The following is a 20892-nucleotide window of genomic DNA, read 5'->3' on the forward strand; positions in this document are numbered from 1 at the left end:
TTCGCCGGAGTCAATCCATGCCATCAACACAAGCTACCGCCATGTTTAATCGCCGCTGGGCCACGCTGATATTAGAAGCCTTAACCCGCCATCAGGTGCAGCACGTCTGCATCGCGCCCGGCTCGCGCTCAACCCCACTGACGCTGGCGGCGGCGAGCAACTCCAAGCTGATTTGCCACACCCATTTTGATGAGCGCGGCCTGGGGCATCTGGCCCTCGGCTTAGCCAAGGCCAGCGGCCAGCCGGTGGCGGTGATTGTCACTTCCGGCACGGCGGTGGCGAATCTCTATCCGGCGATTATCGAAGCCGGGCTGACCGGCGAACGGCTGATCATGCTCACCGCCGATCGCCCGCCGGAGCTTATCGACTGCGGCGCCAATCAGGCCATTCGCCAGCCAGAACTGTTTGCCAGCCACCCACGGCAAAACCTCAATCTACCGCGACCGACGCCGAACATCAGCGCACGCTGGCTGGTATCGGCTATCGACAACGGCCTGTCAGCGCTGGAGCACGGTGCCATGCACATCAACTGTCCGTTCGCCGAGCCGCTGTACGGCGAGGAGGGGGATGACTATCTCGACTGGTCGCAGGCGCTGGGCGAATGGTGGCAGGGCCGCCAGCCTTGGCTGCGCACGCCGCCAACTCTGCGTCAGCCGGTTGAAGCCGACTGGCCGCAGTGGCGGCAAAAGCGCGGAGTGATTATCGCTGGGCGCATCGCCGCCGAAGAGGGCGAACAGCTGGCGCGGTGGGCTAAAATCCTCGGCTGGCCGCTAATCAGCGACGTGCAATCGCAAACCGGCAACCCGCTGCCCTGTGCCGACCTGTGGCTGGCGCACCCAGAGGCCCGACAGACATTGGCTCAGGCGGAATTAGTGATTCAGTTTGGCGGCAGCCTGACCGGCAAACGCCTGTTGCAGTGGCAGGCCGCCTGCCAGCCTCAGGAGTATTGGCTGATAGACCCGATGCCCGGCCGCCTCGACCCGGCGCAGCATCAAGGGCGGCGCATCCAAATCGCCGTCAGCGAATGGCTGAAGCTGCACCCCGCCGAGCCTCAACAGCCTTGGGCCAGGGCGCTAAATTCTCTTTCTCAACGCGTGATGGCTCTGGTCGAAAGCCGTCTGGCGAGCCATTTTGGCGAAGCTTCTCTGGCGCGTCATTTACCGGCCTTGCTGCCAGCCAACGGCCAGCTGTTTGTCGGCAACAGTCTGGTGGTCAGGCTGGTGGACTCGCTGGCGCAGCTTCCGGCGAGTTATCCGCTGTTTGCCAATCGCGGGGCCAGCGGCATCGACGGGCTGATTTCTACCGCCGCCGGAGTGCAACGCGCCACGCAGAAACCGACGCTCATCCTGATTGGCGATCTCTCTGCGCTGTACGATTTAAACGCGCTGGCCCTGCTGCGCCAATGCTCCGCGCCAACGGTGATGGTGGTGGTAAACAACAACGGCGGGCAGATTTTCTCTTTGTTGCCGACGCCAGAGGAGCAGCGCCAGCGTTTTTACTGCATGCCGCAAGACGTGGAGTTTAGCCACGCGGCGGCGATGTTCGGCCTGCACTATATCAGCCCGGCCAGCATGGATGAGCTAACCGACGCGGTGCAAAACGGCTGGCAGCGCCAAGGCGCGACGCTGGTCGAGCTAAAAGTGGCCAGCGGCGACGGCGCGGCGATGCTGCGCGAGCTGGTGGCTGAGGCGGGGGCGCTCTGATGCTCAATTGCCAGCAAGTTAATACTCATCTCAGCGGACGCCCTTGGTTGGTGCTGCTTCACGGCCTGTTGGGTAGCGGCGAGGATTGGCAATCACTGTTGCCGCACCTCGGCGAGTGGCCTTGTTTGCTGGTCGATCTGCCCGGTCACGGCCGTTCCGCCAGTATTACCGCCGCCGGTTTTGCCGACGTCAGCCAGCAACTCACCGCCACCTTGCAGCAGTTGGGAATTGACGACTACTGGCTGCTCGGTTATTCACTCGGTGGGCGAATCAGCCTTTATCACGCCTGCTATGGTGATAGCCGTGGCCTGCGAGGCGTGCTGGTGGAAGGGGCCAATCCCGGTCTGAAAACCCTGCGCGATCGCCAGCAGCGCCGTCATCACGACCAGCTGTGGATCACCCGTTTTCGCTTCCAGCCCATCGAGCAGGTGCTGCAACTCTGGTATCGCCAACCGGTATTTGGCGACCTGAGCGACGCCCAGCGCCAGCGCTTGGTGGATTTACGCGCCAGCAACCACGGTCCGGCGATTGCCACCATGCTGGGAGCGACCTCTCTGGCGGTACAGCCCGACCTGCGCCAGCCCTTGTCGCGACTCGCGCTGCCGGTGGTATGGCTATGCGGCGCGCTGGATCAGAAATTTACCCTTCTCGCGCAGCAGGCCGGTTTCCCGCTGCGCACCATCGCCAATGCCGGGCATAACGCCCATCGCGCGAATCCGACTGAGTTTGCCCGTCAGGCGCTGGCATTCATTACTTCACCTGTCTTAAAGGAAGTTGAACATGATTTATCCTGATGAAAAAGAGCTGTACGCCCCGATTGAGTGGCTCGATTGCAGCGGCGAATTCGAAGATATTCGCTATCACAAGTCGGCGGACGGCATCGCCAAAATCACCATTAATCGCCCGCAGGTGCGCAACGCTTTCCGCCCGCTGACCGTCAAAGAGATGATCCGCGCGATGGAAGATGCGCGCTATGACGACAACATTGGCGTGATTGTGCTGACTGGAGAAGGCGACAAAGCCTTCTGCGCCGGTGGCGACCAGAAAGTGCGCGGCGACTACGGCGGCTATCAGGACGCCAGCGGCGTTCACCACCTGAACGTGCTCGACTTCCAGCGCCAAATCCGTACCTGTCCAAAGCCAGTAGTGGCGATGGTCGCCGGATTCTCCATCGGCGGCGGCCACGTGCTGCACATGATGTGTGACCTGACCATTGCCGCAGACAACGCGGTGTTCGGTCAGACCGGGCCGAAGGTCGGCTCCTTTGACGGCGGCTGGGGCGCTTCTTACATGGCGCGCATCGTCGGCCAGAAGAAGGCGCGCGAAATCTGGTTCCTTTGCCGCCAGTATAACGCCGCCGCCGCGCTAGACATGGGCTTGGTCAACACCGTGGTGCCACTGGCTGATTTGGAAAAAGAGACCGTGCGCTGGTGCCGCGAAATCCTGCAAAACAGCCCAATGGCGCTGCGCTGCCTGAAAGCCGCGCTTAACGCCGACTGCGACGGGCAGGCCGGTTTGCAGGAGCTGGCGGGTAACGCCACCATGCTGTTCTACATGACCGACGAAGGTCAGGAAGGCCGCAACGCGTTTAACGAAAAACGCCAGCCGGACTTCAGCAAATTCAAGCGTAATCCTTAATGCGCCGCGCTACGCTGTACCGTTATAGCCTGCCGATGGAGGCGGGCATTGTGTTGAGAAATCAACGTCTGAAGACCCGCGACGGCCTGCTGGTGCAGCTGTGGCAGGACGAAAAGTGCGGCTGGGGGGAAATTGCGCCGCTGCCGGGCTTTAGTCTGGAAAGCGTGGAACAGGCGCAGCAGGGCGTGCAGCATGCGCTGGCCCAGTGGCTGCAAGGGGCTTCGCTCGGCGCGCTGGCATCGGCCTTCAATGCCATGCCGTCGGTGGCTTTTGGTCTGAGCATGGCGGATGCCGAATTGCGCGACGCACTGCCGCAGACGGGGAATTACGCCTGCGCGCCCCTGTGTCAGGGCGACCCGGACGCGCTCTATCAGCGACTTGCCCACCAGCCGATTGCCAAGGTGAAAGTCGGTTTGTACGAGGCGGTGGGGGATGGTTTGAATGTCAGCATGCTGCTCGAAGCCTTGCCGCACCTGCGTTTGCGGTTGGACGCCAACCGCAGCTGGACGCCCGCCAAGGCCGACGCCTTTGCGCGTTACGTGGCCCCCGCGCTGCGTTCGCGCATCGCCTTTATCGAAGAGCCTTGTCAGACCCGCGAACAGTCGCGCGAGTTTGCCCGCGCCAGCGGGATTGCCATTGCCTGGGATGAAAGCGTGCGCGAGGCGGGCTTTGAAATTCGCGCCGAACAGGGGCTGGCGGCGATTATTATCAAGCCGACCTTGACCGGCAGCCTGACGCGCTGCCGCGAACTGATTGCCAAAGCCCATCGCGCCGGGCTTGAGGCGGTGATCAGCTCAAGTATTGAGTCCAGCCTCGGTTTAACCCAGCTGGCGCGCATGGCCGCGTGGCTGACGCCCGACACCCAGCCGGGCCTCGACACGCTGGATCTCATCCAGTCGCAGCTGGTCCGCCCTTGGCCTGACGCCGACCAACCCCTGCTGGATGAATCCGCGCTGGAGGTGGTATGGCAGAATTAACCCAGTGGCCGTGGCACGCCTGGGCGAGCAAAACGCCCTTTGCCATTGCCATTAAATCGGCGGGGAAAGCCTGGTGCTGGCAAGACTTGCAGCAGCGCGTTGACTCACTTAGTGCCGGTTTCGTCCAGCAGGGCGTGGCCGAAGGCCGTGGCGTGGCGCTGCGTGGCAAAAATAGCCTTAACGCGCTGTTATGCTATCTGGCGCTGATTCAAGCCGGAGCCAGGCTTCTGCCGCTGAACCCGCAGCTGCCTGCCGCCTTGTGTGACCCACTATTACCCCAGTTGGATATCGACTTTATTCTCGACCTGAGCGATGAGCCGCTGGTCACTGAAATCCCTGCCCTGAGCCTGTTCCACGGCCATGGCGGGGTGACACCAAATTATCCGCCGCAGCGGATTGCCACCCTGACGTTAACCTCGGGTTCGAGCGGGCTACCTAAAGCCGCCGCGCACAGCGTCGCGGCGCATCTCGCCAGCGCGCGCGGGGTGCTGGGCCTCATTCCTTTCAACGCCAATAACGGCTGGCTGCTTTCCCTGCCGCTTTTTCACGTCTCGGGGCAGGGCATTGTCTGGCGCTGGCTGACCGCCGGTGCCCAGCTGGTGGTGGCCGAAGAGCGGCCGCTCGCTGAGGCGCTGCAAGACTGCAGTCACGCCTCGCTGGTGCCGACCCAGCTCTGGCGGCTGCTCAACCAGCAGCAGTTGCCCGCCTCGTTAACCGACGTGCTGCTCGGTGGGGCGGACATTCCCCTCGAGTTAACCCAGCGCGCCGAACGCGCCGGAGTTCGCTGCTGGTGTGGTTACGGCATGACGGAAACGGCGTCGACGGTGACGGCCAAACGCGCCGACGGTTCGGCGGGCGTCGGCGAGCCTCTGGCCGGGCGGGAAGTGATGATCGTCGAGGATGAAATCCTGATCCGCAGCGAAAGTCTGGCAGCCGGTTATTGGTGGCAGGGCAAGCTGACTCAGCTCACCGACGCCGACGGCTGGTTGCATACTCGAGACAGAGGCGCGTGGCGGGGCGATGAGCTGCACGTCGCCGGGCGGCTGGATAATCTGTTTTTCAGCGGCGGGGAGGGGATTCAGCCCGAGGACATCGAGCGCGTGTTGGCGGCGCATCCGCGCGTTGAGCGCGCTTTCGTGTTGCCGATGGCTGACGCCGAATTTGGCCAGAGGCCGGTGGCGCTGATTGATCGCTCAGCAGAGATGCCGTTTGAGATGCTCTCCCAATGGCTGGAGGGCAAACTGGCGCGTTTCCAGCAGCCGGTGCGCTATTTCGACCTGCCTGCGGACATTGCGCAGGGGGGGATTAAAATCTCGCGTCGCCATCTTCAGGAGTGGCTTTCACAGCAAACTGCCTGAGCTTTCAGTTCATTATCGCTAATAAAAAGGGCCGCTCTGCATTACAGGGCGGCCCTTGTTTTATGACGCTTATCTAAAACCCAAGCGTCAGGTATTACGCCTTAAGGCCTTTTTCCACACCTGCGCCATAGGCCGGATCAACCTTGTAGAACAGATCGAGTTGGCGTTTTTGCGTGTCTGGCGAAGCGTGTTTCAGCTCACCGGCGATACGGCCACACAGGCGTGCTTGCTCATCTGCAGACAGCAGGTTGAACAACAGGCGTGGCTGGGTGAAGTAATCATCATCTTCGCGGTGATTCCAGTGGTCCGCCGCCCCTTCGATAGTCAACGGCGGTTCGCTGAAGTCCGGCTGCTCTTGGAACAAACCTGCGCTGTTTGGCTCATAGGTCACGCCGTTGCCGCTGTTACCGTCAACGCGCATCGCGCCGTCGCGGTGGTAGTTGTGGAACGGGCATTTTGGTGCATTAACTGGGATTTGATGATGGTTCACGCCCAGACGGTAGCGGTGCGCGTCGCCGTAAGAGAACAGACGGCCTTGCAGCATACGGTCAGGGGAGAAGCCGATACCCGGCACCACGTTGGCCGGGCTCATCGCCACTTGTTCAACTTCGGCAAAGTAGTTTTCTGGATTGCGGTTCAGCTCAAACTCGCCCACTTCAATCAGCGGATAGTCACTGTGTAACCAAACTTTGGTCAGGTCGAATGGGTTGTAAGGTAGCTCGGAAGCTTCTTTTTCGGGCATGACTTGAACAAAGAGTTTCCAGCGAGGGAAGTCGCCGCGCTCAATGGCCTCATACAGGTCGCGCTGCGAGCTTTCGCGATCGCTTCCCACCAGTTTCTCCGCTTCGTCGTCCATCAGGTTTTGAATGCCCTGCTGGCAGCGGAAGTGGAATTTCACCCAAAAACGCTCGTTTTGCTCATTGATAAAGCTGAAGGTGTGGCTACCAAAACCGTGAATATGGCGATAAGATCTAGGCAGGCCGCGGTCGCTGGCGTCAATAGTTAGCTGGTGAAGTGCTTCAGGCAGATGGGAGAAGAAGTCCCATTTGTAAGCCGGATTGCGCAGGTTAGTGCGCGGGTCACGTTTAACCACGTGATTCAAATCTGGGAATTTCAGCGGGTCGCGCAGGTAGAAAATAGGGGTGTTGTTGCCAACCAAATCCCAGTTACCCTGCTCAGTATAGAACTTGATGGAGAAGCCACGAATATCGCGCTCGGCGTCTGCTGCGCCGCGCTCGCCCGCTACGGTGGAGAAACGGATAAACATCGGAGTTTGCTTACCGATTTCGGCAAAGATATTTGCGCGGGTGTATTGAGTGATGTCATGGGTGACGGTAAAGGTGCCGTAGGCGCCTGAACCCTTGGCGTGCATGCGACGCTCTGGGATCACTTCGCGGTCAAAATGCGCCAGCTTCTCCAGAAACCAGACGTCTTGCAGCAGCAAGGGGCCACGGCGGCCTGCGGTGATCACGTTATTGTTATCTACAACCGGTGCTCCAGCGGCGGTTGTGAGTCCTCTTTTACTCATTGGTTAGATCCTTCCAGTCAATTAATCGGTGGGTGTTTAAAGCTAAAAAGGGCGGTGCCCATTCCTCAAAAAGGTATTGCGGTACGGCTTCCCTTCGCGAGTTTGCCTTTCCTTAGGTCAGTAAACTCTACCCCCATCTTTTAGCCTTGATGTTGATACTGGGCAAATAGGCAGGAGTTATCATTTCAATCAGGAACGTTACGCGCATAAACTTTGTGGTTGTTTCTTACATTTTTTTTTATTTAAAACGGAGGTTTAAAACATTCAAGGTTGTTGCATGACGCTGATTTGCTTTAGACTTCGCGGGATGGTTTATCTGTCGTTTAATGAACATTCGGGAATGAAAATGAAAAAACTTTTAGTCGCTGGCGCTGCTGCCAGTTTGATGTTGGTCGCGGCCTCTGCCAGCGCCATCAGTGTCAACGGTGAAATTGGCGAACATTACACCAATTTCGGTGTGGGCCTCGGTACCACCACTCCGGGTATCGCGCTGAGCGGCGATTGGACCCACAACGACGATGACGGCGACGTAGCTGGTCTGGGTCTGGGTTACAACATCCCACTGGGTCCATTCATGGCGACCGTTGGCGGCAAAGGTTTGTATACCAATCCTAAACAGGGCGACGAAGGTTACGCGGCGGCAGTCGGCGGTGGCTTGCAGCTGCCAGTAGGTAGCCTGTTCAGCCTGTACGGCAGCTACTACTACTCTCCAGATTCCCTGTCTAGCGGCATCTCTAACTACAAAGAAGGCGACGCCGGTATTCGTTTGACCGCCATCCCTCTGGTGACGGTAAGCGTGGGTTACCGCTATCTGGCGCTGGATAATAAAGACGGTAAGCGTGACAACATCCTGGCGGATGGGGCATATCTCGGCGGTGCTGTTAACTTCTAATATCCCGTCATCTTTCGCACTGTAACTGCGTTGGCTGCCTTCGCGCACCCCAGTCACTTACTGATGTAAGCTCCTGGGGATTTGCTCAGTTGCCGCCTTGTTACAGAGCGAAATCTTTAGGGATATATCCCGTCATCTTTCATGCTGTAGCTGTGTTGGCTGCCTTCGCGCACCCCAGTCACTTACTGATGTAAGCTTCTGGGGATTTGCTCAGTTGCCGCCTTGTTACAGAGCGAAATCTTTAGGGATATCCAGCTTTAAATTTAAAAGCCTGCATATAGCAGGCTTTTTTCGTTTGGAATATCACTTTGTGCCCCGGCAATTGTTTTTCGGCTTCAGGCTTTCTACAGTGGAAGGACAAATAAGAGGAGAAAAGAATGCTTAGGGTCGAGATGCTCAGTACGGGCGAAGAAGTGCTGCATGGGCAAATAGTAGATAGCAACGCGGCGTGGCTGGCGAACTATCTGTTCGAGCAGGGGTTGCCGATGACCAGTCGCGAAACGGTCGGCGATAGTCTGGATGAGCTGGTGAGCGTGTTGAAAGAGCGCAGCTACATCGCCGACGTGCTGATCGTCAACGGTGGTCTAGGGCCGACCAGTGATGATTTAAGCGCACAGGCGGCGGCTATCGCCTGTGGGGGCGAGCTGGTGGAGGATGCCGACTGGATTGCCACCATGGAAGCTTTCTTCGCGCAGCGCGGCCGCCCAATGGCGGTGTCCAACCGCAAGCAGGCGCAAATTCCTGCCAACGCCGAAGTGCTGGATAACCCCGTAGGCACCGCCTGTGGATTCAGCCTGACGTTGAACCGCTGTCAGATTTTCTTCACCCCCGGCGTACCCTCCGAATTCAAAGTGATGGTGGAGCAGCAAATCGTTCCGCGTTTACACAAGAAGCACCCATCGCTGGAAGCCCCGCTGTGTCTGCGTTTGACCACCTTTGGCCGTGGTGAAAGTGACCTTGCCAATGAGCTAGATCAGATGGTGCTGCCTGAGGGTGTCACCCTGGGCTATCGCTCTTCTTCGCCAATCATCGAGCTGAAAGTCACCGGCCCGCGTTCGCAAGAAGCGGCGATGCATAAGGCGTTTGAGCGCGTGCGCGAAGTGGCGGGTGAAAGCACTATTTTCGAAGGTTTTGGCGGCCTGCCGGCGCGTCTTGCCGAGCATTTGCTGGATCAGGGCTTGCGTCTTTCGGTCAGCGAGAGCTTCACCGGCGGCCTGCTCAACTGGCGTCTGCAAAGCGCCGATGTGCCACTGGCGGCGGGTGAGTTGTTGCCTGATGATGCCGAACCGGCCCCGGAGAAATCGCTGCAGAGCATTCTGGCCCGCGCCCAGCAACTGGCCGAGAAGAATCAGGTCCAGCTGGCTTTAGCCGTCGGCGCCATGTCCGGCGAGGAGCTGAGCCTCGCGCTGCACACACCGGCTGGCACCAGTGGCCTCACCATCCGCTATACCGCCAGCCGCCATGCTTTAGCACTGCGCCAAGAGACTATCGCGATGGTCGCAATGGATATGCTGCGGCGGTATCTGAATGGCTGGGATCCGGTGGCGGACTACCCGTGGTTGGAGCGTGTGGCTAAGGCGTAGTTTTTTGGGGCGGGTTGCCCAAGGCCCGCTTTTAAATCTTTAAATTCAAAACCGTGGGTACCGGCCCACACCGGCAAGGGGGCGGCGATAGGCGCCCCTTAAGGCCGGTGTGGCGGCAGCGCACGGTTTTGACCTTAAAGGCCAGTTTGCGTGGCAACGCAAGGTCTTGAAGTTGAAGTTGAAGTTGAAGTTGAAGTTGAAGTTGAAGTTGAATTTAAAGCGGCCAAGTGGGGGCCGCACACCCCCACATCAAAACTCCAGTTCGACGTCCCCCACCGGCAGGCAACAACAGGGCAGGACGTCGCCTTCCAGCAGGAATGCCAGAGGTTTCTCACTGTAGGTGACTTCACCGCTGACCAGGCGCATGCGGCAGGAGCCGCAGTAGCCTTCCCTGCATTGGTATTCCACTTGCACTTCGTGATGCTCGAACACTTCCAGCAGGTTTTTGTGGCCGGCCAGACAGGCCAGCCGCTTACCGTTGGCTGAAAGCGTTACGGTTGGCTGACTCATCTTAGAACTCGAAATCGCTCAAATCGTCAGCATTCATTTCTGAATCAATCTGACCGACCAGGTAAGAGCTAACTTCCACTTCTTGTGGCGCAACCTGCACGTTGTCAGACACCAGCCATGCGTTGATCCATGGGATTGGGTTAGTGCGCGTTTTGAATGGCGCAGTCAGGCCAACCGCTTGCATACGGATGTTGGTGATGTACTCGACGTACTGGCACAGAATGTCTTTGTTCAGGCCAATCATAGAGCCGTCGCGGAACAGGTATTCTGCCCAATCTTTCTCTTGTTGCGCGGCCAGCACGAACAGGTCGTGGCACTCTTGCTCGCACTCTTTGGCGATTTCCGCCATTTCTGGATCATCAGATCCAGAGCGCAGCAGGTTCAGCGCGTGCTGGGTGCCGGTCAGGTGCAGGGCTTCGTCACGGGCGATCATCTTGATGATTTTCGCGTTACCTTCCATCAGTTCGCGCTCGGCGAAGGCGAAGGAGCAGGCGAAGCTGACGTAGAAACGCACGGCTTCCAGCGCGTTGACGCTCATCAGGCAGACGTAGAGTTTCTTCTTCAACTCACGCAGGTTTACGACCACGGTTTTACCGTTAACCTGATGCGTACCTTCGCCCAGCAGGTGGTAGTAGCTGGTCATTTCAATCAGCGTGTCGTAGTAGCCAGAGATGTCTTTGGCGCGCTTGAGGATCTCTTCGTTGGTGACGATGTCGTCAAACACCAGCGCCGGATCATTCACGATGTTACGGATGATGTGGGTGTAAGAGCGTGAGTGGATGGTTTCAGAGAACGCCCAGGTTTCAACCCACGTTTCCAGTTCTGGAATCGAGATCAGTGGCAGCAGGGCGACGTTCGGGCTGCGGCCTTGAATGGAGTCCAACAGGGTCTGGTATTTCAGATTGCTGAGGAAAATGTGCTTCTCGTGCTCTGGCAGCGCCTGAAAGTCGATACGGTCGCGAGAAACGTCAATCTCTTCAGGACGCCAGAAGAAGGAGAGCTGCTTTTCGATCAGCTTTTCAAAAATCTCATGCTTCTGCTGGTCGAAACGCGCGACGTTAACAGACTGACCGAAGAACATCGGCTCAAGAAGTTGGTTGTTTTTGTTCTGGGAGAAAGTGCTATAGGCCATAACGTCCTCTGAATTCTCAGTAAAAACCCCCTGACGGGGGTTTTATATAAATTATTTAATTAAAAACAGACAATTAGATTTTGCAGGCGCCGCTTTCACAATCGTCCGCAGCTTCGGCTTTCATGTCTTCCTGCACGTCGTCAGCACCGTCACGAGTGTTTTGGTAGTACAGGGTTTTCACGCCGAACTTATAGGCGGTCAGCAGGTCTTTCAGCAACTGTTTCATTGGCACCTTGCTGTTCGGGAAGCGCGCCGGGTCGTAGTTGGTGTTAGACGAAATCGCCTGGTCGATAAATTTCTGCATCAGACCCACCAATTGCAGGTAGCCGTCGTTGTTTGGCATATCCCACAGCAGCTCATACTGGTCTTTCAGGGTTTCGTACTCAGGAACAACCTGACGCAGAATCCCGTCTTTCGACGCTTTGATGCTGATGTGGCCGCGCGGTGGCTCAATGCCGTTGGTGGCGTTAGAGATTTGCGAAGAAGTCTCAGACGGCATCAGGGCAGACAGCGTGGAGTTACGCAGGCCGTGCTCTTTAATGTCTTTACGCAGCGCGTCCCAGTCTAAGTGCAGTGGCTCATCACAAATGGCATCGAGATCCTTTTTATAGGTATCGATAGGCATGATGCCCTGTGCATAAGTGGTTTCATTGAACCACGGGCAAGCACCTTGCTCTTTCGCCAAGTTGTTAGAGGCTTTCAGCAGGTAGTACTGAATCGCTTCGAAGGTTTTGTGCGTCAGGTTGTTCGCACTGCCGTCGGAGTAGCGCACGCCGTTCTTCGCCAGATAGTATGCGAAGTTAATGACGCCAATACCCAGAGTACGGCGGCCCATCGCGCCACGGTTTGCGGCTTTGATTGGGTAATCTTGATAGTCGAGCAGGGCGTCGAGCGCACGAACCGCCAGCGTTGCCAGCTCTTCCAAATCGTCGAGGCTGTTAATAGCGCCGAGGTTGAAAGCAGACAGCGTACAGAGCGCGATTTCACCGTTTTCGTCGTTAACATCGTCCAGCGGCTTGGTTGGCAGGGCGATTTCCAGACACAGGTTAGACTGGCGAACTGGCGCGATAGCCGGGTCAAACGGGCTGTGGGTGTTGCAATGGTCAACGTGCTGAATGTAGATACGGCCAGTGGAGGCGCGCTCTTGCATCATCAGGGAGAACAGCTCAACGGCTTTCACTTTCTGCTTACGGATGCTCTCGTCTTGCTCGTATTTCTCGTACAGACGTTCGAATTCGTCTTGGTCTGCGAAGAACGCATCGTACAGGCCCGGGACATCAGACGGGCTGAACAGGGTGATGTCGCCGCCTTTCACCAAACGCTGATACATCAGTTTGTTGATCTGTACGCCGTAGTCCATGTGACGAACGCGGTTGCCTTCGACGCCACGGTTGTTTTTCAGCACTAACAGGCTTTCAACTTCCAAGTGCCACATTGGGTAGAACAGGGTGGCAGCACCACCACGCACGCCGCCCTGAGAGCAGGACTTCACCGCGGTCTGGAAGTGCTTATAGAAAGGAATACAGCCGGTGTGGAAAGCTTCACCGCCGCGAATTGGGCTACCCAGCGCGCGAATGCGGCCAGCGTTAATCCCAATACCTGCGCGCTGAGAAACGTATTTCACGATAGCGCTTGAGGTGGCGTTGATGGAGTCGAGGCTGTCGCCACATTCGATCAGCACGCAAGAGCTGAACTGGCGCGTAGGGGTACGCACGCCGGACATGATTGGCGTTGGCAGCGAGATTTTGAAGGTCGAAATGGCGTCATAGAAACGTTTAACGTAATCCAGACGGGTATCGCGCGGGTAGCCAGAGAACAGGCAGGCGGCGACCAGAATATAGAGGAACTGAGCACTTTCATAAATTTCGCCCGTCACGCGGTTTTGCGCCAGGTATTTACCTTCCAGCTGCTTCACCGCGGCATAGGAGAAATTCATATCACGCCAGTGGTCAATAAAACTGTCCATCTGCTCGAACTCTTCAGCCGTGTAGTCTTCCAGCAGATGTTTGTCATATTTACCCATATCGACCATACGATTAACCTGATCGATAAGTTTTGGCGGCTCAAATTGGCCGTAAGCTTTTTTACGCAGGTGGAACACCGCCAGACGCGCAGCCAGATATTGATAATCCGGGGCATCTTTAGAGATCAGGTCCGCAGCCGCTTTAATGATGGTTTCGTGGATGTCGCCGGTTTTAATCCCATCGTAAAACTGGATGTGGGAACGGAGTTCTACTTGCGAAACAGAGACGTTTTGAAGCCCTTCGGCAGCCCAGTCGATGACTCGGTGAATTTTATCAAGGTTGATGCGTTCTTTACGGCCATCGCGTTTAGTAACAAGAAGACTCTGATTCATTAGGGGCTGTACCTTAGAGGTTTATAAAGGGCCTGACGAAACGCAGATTCCCAGCGAAATCTGTCTAATCTGCGCATTGTGTGCTGCTCAGGATATAAACACTATATATTGTGGGTTTGTTAATTTCTGATGACAAGATAGTGGTTGGATGTGCCTTTTGCAAGTGAACAAAATGGCCATTTTTGTGGATAAGTTGGGGAGAATTTATCAGGGTGGGGCTGGAGTGTACGTGGTTGCTGGGGCGGTTAAACTGTCAATATCTACAATACGATTTTCTTATATTTTTTGAAAACTTGATCGACTGCCGATTTCTTAAACATTAGAAAAAAACGCTATATTAGTGTTGCTAACTATTCTAAAAAAAGATGTAGCTAACAGACTTCTCGCCAAACTGCTAAAAACTAAGATTTTACTGTTTGTTACAAGCGCAGAATCTGGTTTAAAAACCATTTTCTGCGCGTTAATACCAGCATCAGGGCTAAACCTGTGCTTTATTTTTTCTCATCGGCCAGGGCTTGTGTGTGAATCATGTAGTTCACATCAACGTTTTTGCCGAGTTTGAAATGATCGGTCAATGGGTTGTAGTGCAGGCCCATGATGCCGCGCTCGACCAAATCAGTGCGGTCAACCATCGCCAGTAGCTCGGACGGTTTGATGAATTTTTTGATGTCGTGCGTGCCTTTTGGAACCATTTTCAGAACGTATTCGGCACCAAAAATAGCCATTAACCAGGCTTTGTTGTTGCGGTTGATGGTGGAGAAGAACACGTGGCCGCCCGGCTTAACCAGACGCGCACAGGCAGCCACTACCGAGGCCGGATCCGGGACGTGCTCGAGCATCTCCATGCAGGTCACCACATCATACTTTTGTGGGTTGGCTTCGGCGTGGGCTTCTACCGTTTCCTGAACATAACTGACATTGACGCCGCTCTCTAACGCGTGCAAACGGGCCACCTGCAGAGGCTCACCGCCCATATCCAGACCCGTTACATGCGCACCCGCGACGGCCATGCTTTCACTCAGGATGCCGCCGCCACAGCCGACGTCGAGGACGTTTTTCTCAAACAGGCCGTCGGCGCGTTCGAGGATATAGTTAAGGCGCAGTGGGTTAATGCGATGCAGCGGCTTGAATTCGCCTTCCAAATCCCACCAGCGCGAAGCCACGGCTTCAAACTTGGCGATTTCGTCGTGGTCGATATTCTGCGTGTTATTAGTCGATGCTGTATTCATGAGCGTGATGAACTCCCTATAGCTTGATAGGGCGGATTATACATATTCCTCACCCGAGGTTCAGTTTTGTCTGTGTGGCGAATCTTTGCGCGAAATGCTGGCGTTTGCCGTGCAAAGAAGAGGGAGCAGCGCCAAAGGTTTGAATCAGGCCGACAATTTGGATTTAAAATAGCGCGAAATAGGGAGGTTCTTTTCCACAGATCTCAGCTTTGTGGTATAGTTTTACACCTTTGCCTATACAGGCACCGGCAATGAATAATCAGTAGAGGGATAGCAGCTCCATGAGCGACCTTGCCAGAGAAATCACACCGATAAACATCGAAGAAGAGTTGAAAAACTCTTACCTGGATTACGCCATGTCCGTTATCGTCGGGCGTGCGTTGCCAGATGTGCGCGATGGTTTGAAACCGGTGCACCGCCGCGTACTTTTCGCAATGAACGTTCTGGGTAACGACTGGAATAAAGCCTATAAGAAATCGGCCCGTGTGGTCGGTGACGTTATCGGTAAATATCACCCACATGGTGATACCGCGGTCTATGACACCATCGTTCGTATGGCTCAGCCTTTTTCACTTCGCTATATGCTGGTGGACGGGCAGGGTAACTTTGGTTCGGTAGACGGCGACTCCGCTGCAGCCATGCGTTATACCGAAATTCGCATGTCAAAAATTGCCCACGAACTGTTGGCAGACCTTGAAAAAGAAACCGTCGACTTCGTGCCGAACTACGATGGCACCGAGCAAATCCCTGCGGTCATGCCGACGCGTATCCCTAACCTGTTGGTTAACGGTGCGTCAGGTATCGCAGTAGGTATGGCGACCAATATCCCGCCACATAACCTCACCGAGGTTATCAACGGCTGTCTGGCGTATATCGACGATGAAAACATCAGCATTGAAGGGCTGATGGAACACATCCCAGGGCCTGACTTCCCTACCGCCGCCATCATCAATGGTCGCCGTGGTATTGAAGAAGCCTATCGCACCGGCCGTGGCAAGATCCTAATTCGTGCCCGCGCGGAAGTGGAAGCTGACGCCAAAACCGGTCGTGAAACCATCATCGTTCACGAGATCCCTTATCAGGTGAACAAAGCCCGTCTGATCGAAAAGATCGCCGAGCTGGTGAAGGAAAAACGTCTTGAAGGTATCAGTGCACTGCGCGACGAGTCTGACAAAGACGGCATGCGCATTGTGATTGAAATCAAACGCGATTCGGTCGGTGAAGTGGTTCTGAACAACCTCTACTCTCTGACGCAGCTGCAGACTTCTTTCGGTATCAACATGGTTGCTCTGCATCAGGGCCAGCCAAAGATTCTGGGCCTGAAAGAGATCCTGTCCGCGTTTGTGCGCCACCGCCGCGAAGTGGTGACGCGCCGTACCATTTTCGAACTGCGCAAAGCGCGTGACCGTGCTCATATCCTCGAAGCACTGGCCATCGCTCTGGCTAACATCGATCCTATCATTGAACTGATCCGCGCAGCCCAGTCTCCTGCGGAAGCCAAAGCCGGATTGATTGCCCGTTCATGGGATCTGGGTAACGTCGCAGCGATGCTGGCAAGTGCCGGTGACGACGCGGCGCGCCCTGAGTGGCTGGAGCCAGAATTTGGTATTCACGACGGGAAATACTTCCTGACCGAGCAGCAAGCCCAAGCCATTCTGGATCTGCGTTTGCAGAAACTGACCGGCCTTGAGCACGAAAAACTGCTGGATGAATACAAAGACTTGCTGACGCAAATCGCGGAACTGATTCTGATTCTGGAAAATCCAGATCGCTTGATGGAAGTTATCCGTGAAGAGCTGGAAGCGATTCGTGACCAGTACAACGATCCGCGTCGTACTGAAATCACCGCCAATACCTCCGACATCAACATCGAAGACCTGATCAATCAGGAAGACGTTGTAGTGACGCTGTCGCATCAGGGCTATGTGAAGTACCAGCCTCTGACCGACTACGAAGCGCAACGCCGCGGTGGTAAAGGTAAGTCTGCTGCACGTATTAAAGAAGAAGATTTCATCGACCGCCTGCTGGTCGCCAATACGCACGACACGATCCTGATGTTCTCCAGCCGTGGTCGTCTGTACTGGATGAAAGTGTACCAATTGCCAGAAGCCAGCCGTGGTGCGCGTGGTCGTCCAATCGTCAACTTGTTGCCGCTTGAGCCGAACGAGCGCATTACCGCCATCCTTCCAGTGCGCGAGTACGAAGAAGGGCGTCACGTGTTCATGGCAACTGCCAGCGGTACCGTGAAGAAAACTGCTTTGACTGATTTCAGCCGCCCACGCAGCGCTGGCATCATCGCCATCAACCTTAACGAGGGTGATGAGCTGATTGGTGTTGACCTGACTGACGGTAAAGATGAAGTCATGCTGTTCTCTGCGGCTGGTAAAGTGGTGCGCTTCTCTGAAGAAGCCGTGCGTAAGATGGGCCGTACCGCGACCGGTGTTCGCGGTATTCGTCTGGGCGAAGGTGATAGCGTTGTTTCCCTGATCATTCCACGCGGCGACGGTTGTATCCTGACCGTAACGCAGAATGGTTTCGGTAAGCGTACCGAGTCTGCTCAGTACCCAACTAAGTCTCGTGCAACACAGGGCGTTATCTCCATCAAAGTGAGCGAGCGTAATGGTCCAGTGGTTGGCGCGATTCAGGTTGATGAAGCGGACCAGATCATGATGATCACCGATGCAGGCACGCTGGTGCGTACTCGCGTTTCTGAAGTGAGTACCGTAGGCCGTAACACCCAGGGTGTGACGCTTATCCGTACCGCAGAAGATGAGAACGTGGTTGGTCTGCAACGCGTTGCCGAGCCAGTTGAAGACGAAGAGTTGGATGGCGTAGCAACGGTTGAAGGTGAGCTGGAAGCTGCTCAGGAAGCTGAATTGCCAGATGAAACAGAATCGGACGACGAAGCTGTCGAAGATGATGCTGACGACGAAGACGCTGAAAAAGAGTAAGTTTCAGTCGCTTTGAAACGCACAGAAGGGCACATCCTATTTAGGTTGTGCCCTTTTTAGTCTCTGCGACAATAGTGTATTCTAACTGTCGTTTTCCGCCCTGTGGTGACTCCGCAATGTCGATGGTAGTCCTTTGAAATATTTAACCTCTTTTAGAACAACGCTGCGCATCTCCCGTTACCTGTTCAGGGTATTGGCGTTTATGCTGTGGTCGCTGGGCGCGTTGCTGACGACATTCTATGTCCTGAATATTTTCCACAACAAAGAGTCGGAAATCCGTGATGAGGACAATCTCAATTACGATCAGGCGCAGAGTTACATTAAGAATTCCGCAGATATTATGCGGGATGTTAAATACATGGCCGAAAAGCGCCTTAGTGATTCGATGAACGGCCTCGACATCATCAACGGTGTCATTACCAGTAAGAATATTCAGCCAACTTATCATCCACTCTATTCAGAATCTGATTGCAGCCAGCTTAACGATAGCTACCGCAATTCGCTCAATTCACTCGGTAACATGATCCATTATTGGAAAGACAATTTTTCCGATGCTTACGATCTCAACCGGGTGTTCTTCATCGGTGGCGAAAGCCTGTGTATGGTCGATTTCGGCCTCAACAGCCAACCCATTGAACGCGACAACAGCAACGTTCTGAAATCGCTGCATGAGAAAATCCTCAAGTACCGTAATGGTAAGAATCAGGATAAAGAGAACAGCCTGTACTGGGTTTCACCCGGCCCGAATAAAGATTTGGGCTATCTCTATGTTTTGACGCCTATTTATGTCGGAAACAAGCTGGAAGCGCTGATGGGCATCCAGCAGACGCTGCGCCAGGAAGATATGGTGACACCATCATCGTTGCACACGGGGGTGACGATCCTCAATGCCGATAACGAACCTTTGCTCAGTTTCTCTGAGGGCGGGCGCAATCCTTCGATCCTGGGCGGATTCCCGTCAGAGTCGACCTATTTCGGCTACATGAATGGCTATAACGATTTGGTTTATAAGAAGTCCTTATCGCCGTCGAGCCTCAGCGTGGTCTATTCATTGCCGTTTAACACGGTCATTGAACGCTTTAAAATTCTTATTTTTAACGCCGTTCTGCTGAATATTTTCTCTGCCTTGCTGCTGTTTATTCTGGCATGGGTTTTCGAGCGGAAAATCTTCCTGCCCGCTGAGCAGAACGCCTTCCGCCTTGAAGAGCACGAGCAGTTTAACCACAAGATAGTGGCGTCTGCGCCGGTGGGGATTTCCATTCTGCGTATCAGCGATGGCGTGAATATCCTGAGTAACGAGCTGGCGCATAACTACATCAACATGCTGACGGCGGAAGACCGCCAGCGCATCACGCGGATTATTTGTGACCAGCAGGTCAACTTTGTCGATGTCATCACCAAAGACAATAACAACATTCAGCTGAGCTTTGTGCATTCGCGCTACCGCAATGAAGACGTGGCAATTTGCGTGCTGATCGACGTCAGTGCGCGCGTCAGAATGGAAGAGTCATTGCAGGAGATGGCTAACGCCGCCGAGCAGGCCAGCCAGTCTAAATCCATGTTCTTGGCAACCGTCAGCCACGAGTTACGTACGCCGCTCTACGGCATCATAGGTAATCTCGATTTGCTGCAAACTCAGGGCTTGCCGCAGGGGGTTGACCGTCTGGTGACGGCGATGAATAACTCGTCGGCACTGCTGCTGAAAATCATCAGCGATATCCTCGATTTCTCAAAGATTGAGTCTGAGCAGCTGAAAATCGAGCCGCAGGAGTTCTCCTGCCGAGAAGTCATCACCCATATCGCTGGTAACTATCTGCCGTTGGTGGTGAAGAAGCATCTTGGGCTGTACTGCTTTATCGAGCATAACGTGCCGATGTCGTTCTTGGGCGACCCAGTGCGCTTGCAGCAAGTGCTGTCGAACATCCTTAATAATGCGATTAAATTCACCGATACGGGCTGTATCGTGCTGCATGCGCGCACCTGTGGTAACTATATGGAGTTCCAGGTTCGCGACACCGGCTGTGGTATTCCTGAGCGCGAAATCACCCGTCTGTTTGACCCATTCTTCCAGGTGGGCAGCGGCGTGCAGCGTCACTTCCAGGGTACCGGGCTGGGGCTGGCTATCTGTGAGAAGCTGATTAATCTGATGGATGGCGATATCTCGGTAGACTCTGCGCCAGGGCTGGGTAGCCAGTTCACCGTGCGAATTCCGCTGTATAACGCCACTTTCCCATGTGAAAAGCCGCTTGATGCGTGGCAGGGTAAAAACCTGTGGCTGGAAATCCGTAACGCGCACCTCGAAAGCTACCTGACCCAGCTGTTGCGCCATCAAGGAGCAAATGTCCAGCGCTGGCAGCCTGACTGCATTCTTCAGGCTGAAGACGTGCTCATCACTGATACCCTGTTGATGTACAACGGCGAGCTGGCCGCGCAGATTGAATTTAGCATCGACCATATCGGACTGCCGCTGGAAACGCGCCCGGGCTACTGGGTGCACAGCACCTCGACGCCGCTGGAAGTGACGGCGTTGCTCAACCGGATTTATCAGTTGGAAGATGAGTCGGAAGAGGGCGGGTTGAACCTGCCAGCTTTGGGCGCGCTGACTACCCAAGACAACAGCGATATCAACCTGCTGGTGGTCGATGACCATCCGATCAACCGCCGTTTGCTGGCCGATCAGCTCAGTTCTATGGGTTATCAGGTGGTCACCGCCAATGACGGTCTGGATGCGCTGGATGCGATGAACGTCCACCAAATTGATATCGTGCTTAGCGACGTTAACATGCCGAAGCTGGACGGTTATGGCCTGACGCAGAAACTACGCGAGCTGGGTTACACCTTGCCGGTGATTGGCGTGACGGCCAATGCCTTGGCCGAGCAGCGCCAGCGCTGTCTGGAGGCTGGGATGGATAACTGCCTGTCGAAGCCTGTTACGCTGGAAACCCTGCGCGATACGCTGGCTTACTACAGCAAATCGGTACGCCGACTGCGTGACACTAAGGTCTAGCTACCCGCGCGGGCACCACGAAAGTGGT

14 protein-coding genes are annotated in these 20892 nt (G+C 55.4%); 9 read left to right on the forward strand and 5 right to left on the reverse strand.

The features are described 5' to 3' along the window. Positions 1-17 precede the first annotated feature (17 nt). The 5 genes from menD to menE are packed head-to-tail and all read left to right on the forward strand — an operon-like array spanning position 18 to position 5676. On the forward strand, positions 18-1703 hold the full coding sequence (gene menD / locus SBO83_RS17870) for a 2-succinyl-5-enolpyruvyl-6-hydroxy-3-cyclohexene-1-carboxylic-acid synthase (RefSeq protein WP_396132419.1): 1686 nt from the start codon (positions 18-20) through the stop codon (positions 1701-1703). After that, complete coding sequence (gene menH, locus SBO83_RS17875) at positions 1703-2497, forward strand: 2-succinyl-6-hydroxy-2,4-cyclohexadiene-1-carboxylate synthase (protein ID WP_396132420.1); 795 nt, start codon at positions 1703-1705, stop codon at positions 2495-2497. Before menD ends, menH begins: the two co-directional genes overlap by 1 nt. Further along, entirely contained in the window at positions 2484-3341 is an 858-nt protein-coding gene (menB, locus tag SBO83_RS17880) for a 1,4-dihydroxy-2-naphthoyl-CoA synthase (protein WP_396132421.1), read from the forward strand. Before menH ends, menB begins: the two co-directional genes overlap by 14 nt. After that, a complete protein-coding gene (gene menC / locus SBO83_RS17885; protein ID WP_396132422.1) occupies positions 3341-4318 on the forward strand; it encodes an o-succinylbenzoate synthase in 978 nt (325 codons plus the stop codon). Before menB ends, menC begins: the two co-directional genes overlap by 1 nt. Next, on the forward strand, positions 4306-5676 hold the full coding sequence (menE, locus tag SBO83_RS17890; protein WP_396132423.1) for an o-succinylbenzoate--CoA ligase: 1371 nt from the start codon (positions 4306-4308) through the stop codon (positions 5674-5676). Before menC ends, menE begins: the two co-directional genes overlap by 13 nt. Positions 5677-5770: 94 nt before the next feature. Here menE and SBO83_RS17895 read toward each other — a convergent pair whose 3' ends face one another. Continuing rightward, the gene (locus SBO83_RS17895) at positions 5771-7204 is read right to left on the reverse strand and encodes a catalase (protein WP_396132424.1); all 1434 of its coding nucleotides are present in this window, start codon (positions 7202-7204) and stop codon (positions 5771-5773) included. Between the two features lie 346 nt (positions 7205-7550). On the opposite strand from SBO83_RS17895, the gene SBO83_RS17900 reads away from it, so the two are divergent. Next, a complete protein-coding gene (locus tag SBO83_RS17900; RefSeq protein WP_353502755.1) occupies positions 7551-8096 on the forward strand; it encodes a YfaZ family outer membrane protein in 546 nt (181 codons plus the stop codon). 377 nt (positions 8097-8473) lie between these two features. Further along, on the forward strand, positions 8474-9679 hold the full coding sequence (locus SBO83_RS17905; protein WP_396132425.1) for a nicotinamide mononucleotide deamidase-related protein YfaY: 1206 nt from the start codon (positions 8474-8476) through the stop codon (positions 9677-9679). 249 nt (positions 9680-9928) lie between these two features. On the opposite strand, the gene yfaE is transcribed toward SBO83_RS17905, so the two are convergent. The 4 genes from yfaE to ubiG form a co-directional block, all read right to left on the reverse strand. Beyond that, positions 9929-10189, reverse strand: a complete 261-nt coding sequence (gene yfaE, locus SBO83_RS17910) for a class I ribonucleotide reductase maintenance protein YfaE (protein ID WP_353502753.1) — start codon at positions 10187-10189, stop codon at positions 9929-9931. A 1-nt stretch (position 10190) separates the two neighbouring features. Next, positions 10191-11321 (reverse strand): class Ia ribonucleoside-diphosphate reductase subunit beta, encoded by a 1131-nt coding sequence (gene nrdB, locus SBO83_RS17915; protein WP_034791704.1) that lies wholly within the window; start codon positions 11319-11321, stop codon positions 10191-10193. A 73-nt stretch (positions 11322-11394) separates the two neighbouring features. Further along, positions 11395-13677 (reverse strand): class 1a ribonucleoside-diphosphate reductase subunit alpha, encoded by a 2283-nt coding sequence (nrdA, locus tag SBO83_RS17920; protein WP_396132426.1) that lies wholly within the window; start codon positions 13675-13677, stop codon positions 11395-11397. Positions 13678-14168: 491 nt separating this feature from the next. Next, positions 14169-14906, reverse strand: a complete 738-nt coding sequence (gene ubiG, locus SBO83_RS17925; protein ID WP_353502751.1) for a bifunctional 2-polyprenyl-6-hydroxyphenol methylase/3-demethylubiquinol 3-O-methyltransferase UbiG — start codon at positions 14904-14906, stop codon at positions 14169-14171. A 281-nt stretch (positions 14907-15187) separates the two neighbouring features. Here ubiG and gyrA point away from each other — a divergent pair, with 281 nt between their 5' ends. Together gyrA and rcsC are read left to right on the forward strand one after the other, a co-directional pair. Next, positions 15188-17857 carry a DNA topoisomerase (ATP-hydrolyzing) subunit A gene (gyrA, locus tag SBO83_RS17930; RefSeq protein WP_396132427.1) on the forward strand — a complete coding sequence of 890 codons (2670 nt, stop codon included), beginning with the start codon at positions 15188-15190 and terminating at the stop codon, positions 17855-17857. Positions 17858-17990: 133 nt separating this feature from the next. After that, on the forward strand, positions 17991-20864 hold the full coding sequence (rcsC, locus tag SBO83_RS17935) for a two-component system sensor histidine kinase RcsC (protein ID WP_396132428.1): 2874 nt from the start codon (positions 17991-17993) through the stop codon (positions 20862-20864). The last annotated feature ends 28 nt before the right edge of the window (positions 20865-20892 follow it).

Origin of the sequence: Ewingella allii, assembly GCF_044430645.1 — a bacterium.
GTDB classification, from domain to species: Bacteria; Pseudomonadota; Gammaproteobacteria; order Enterobacterales; family Enterobacteriaceae; genus Ewingella; species Ewingella allii.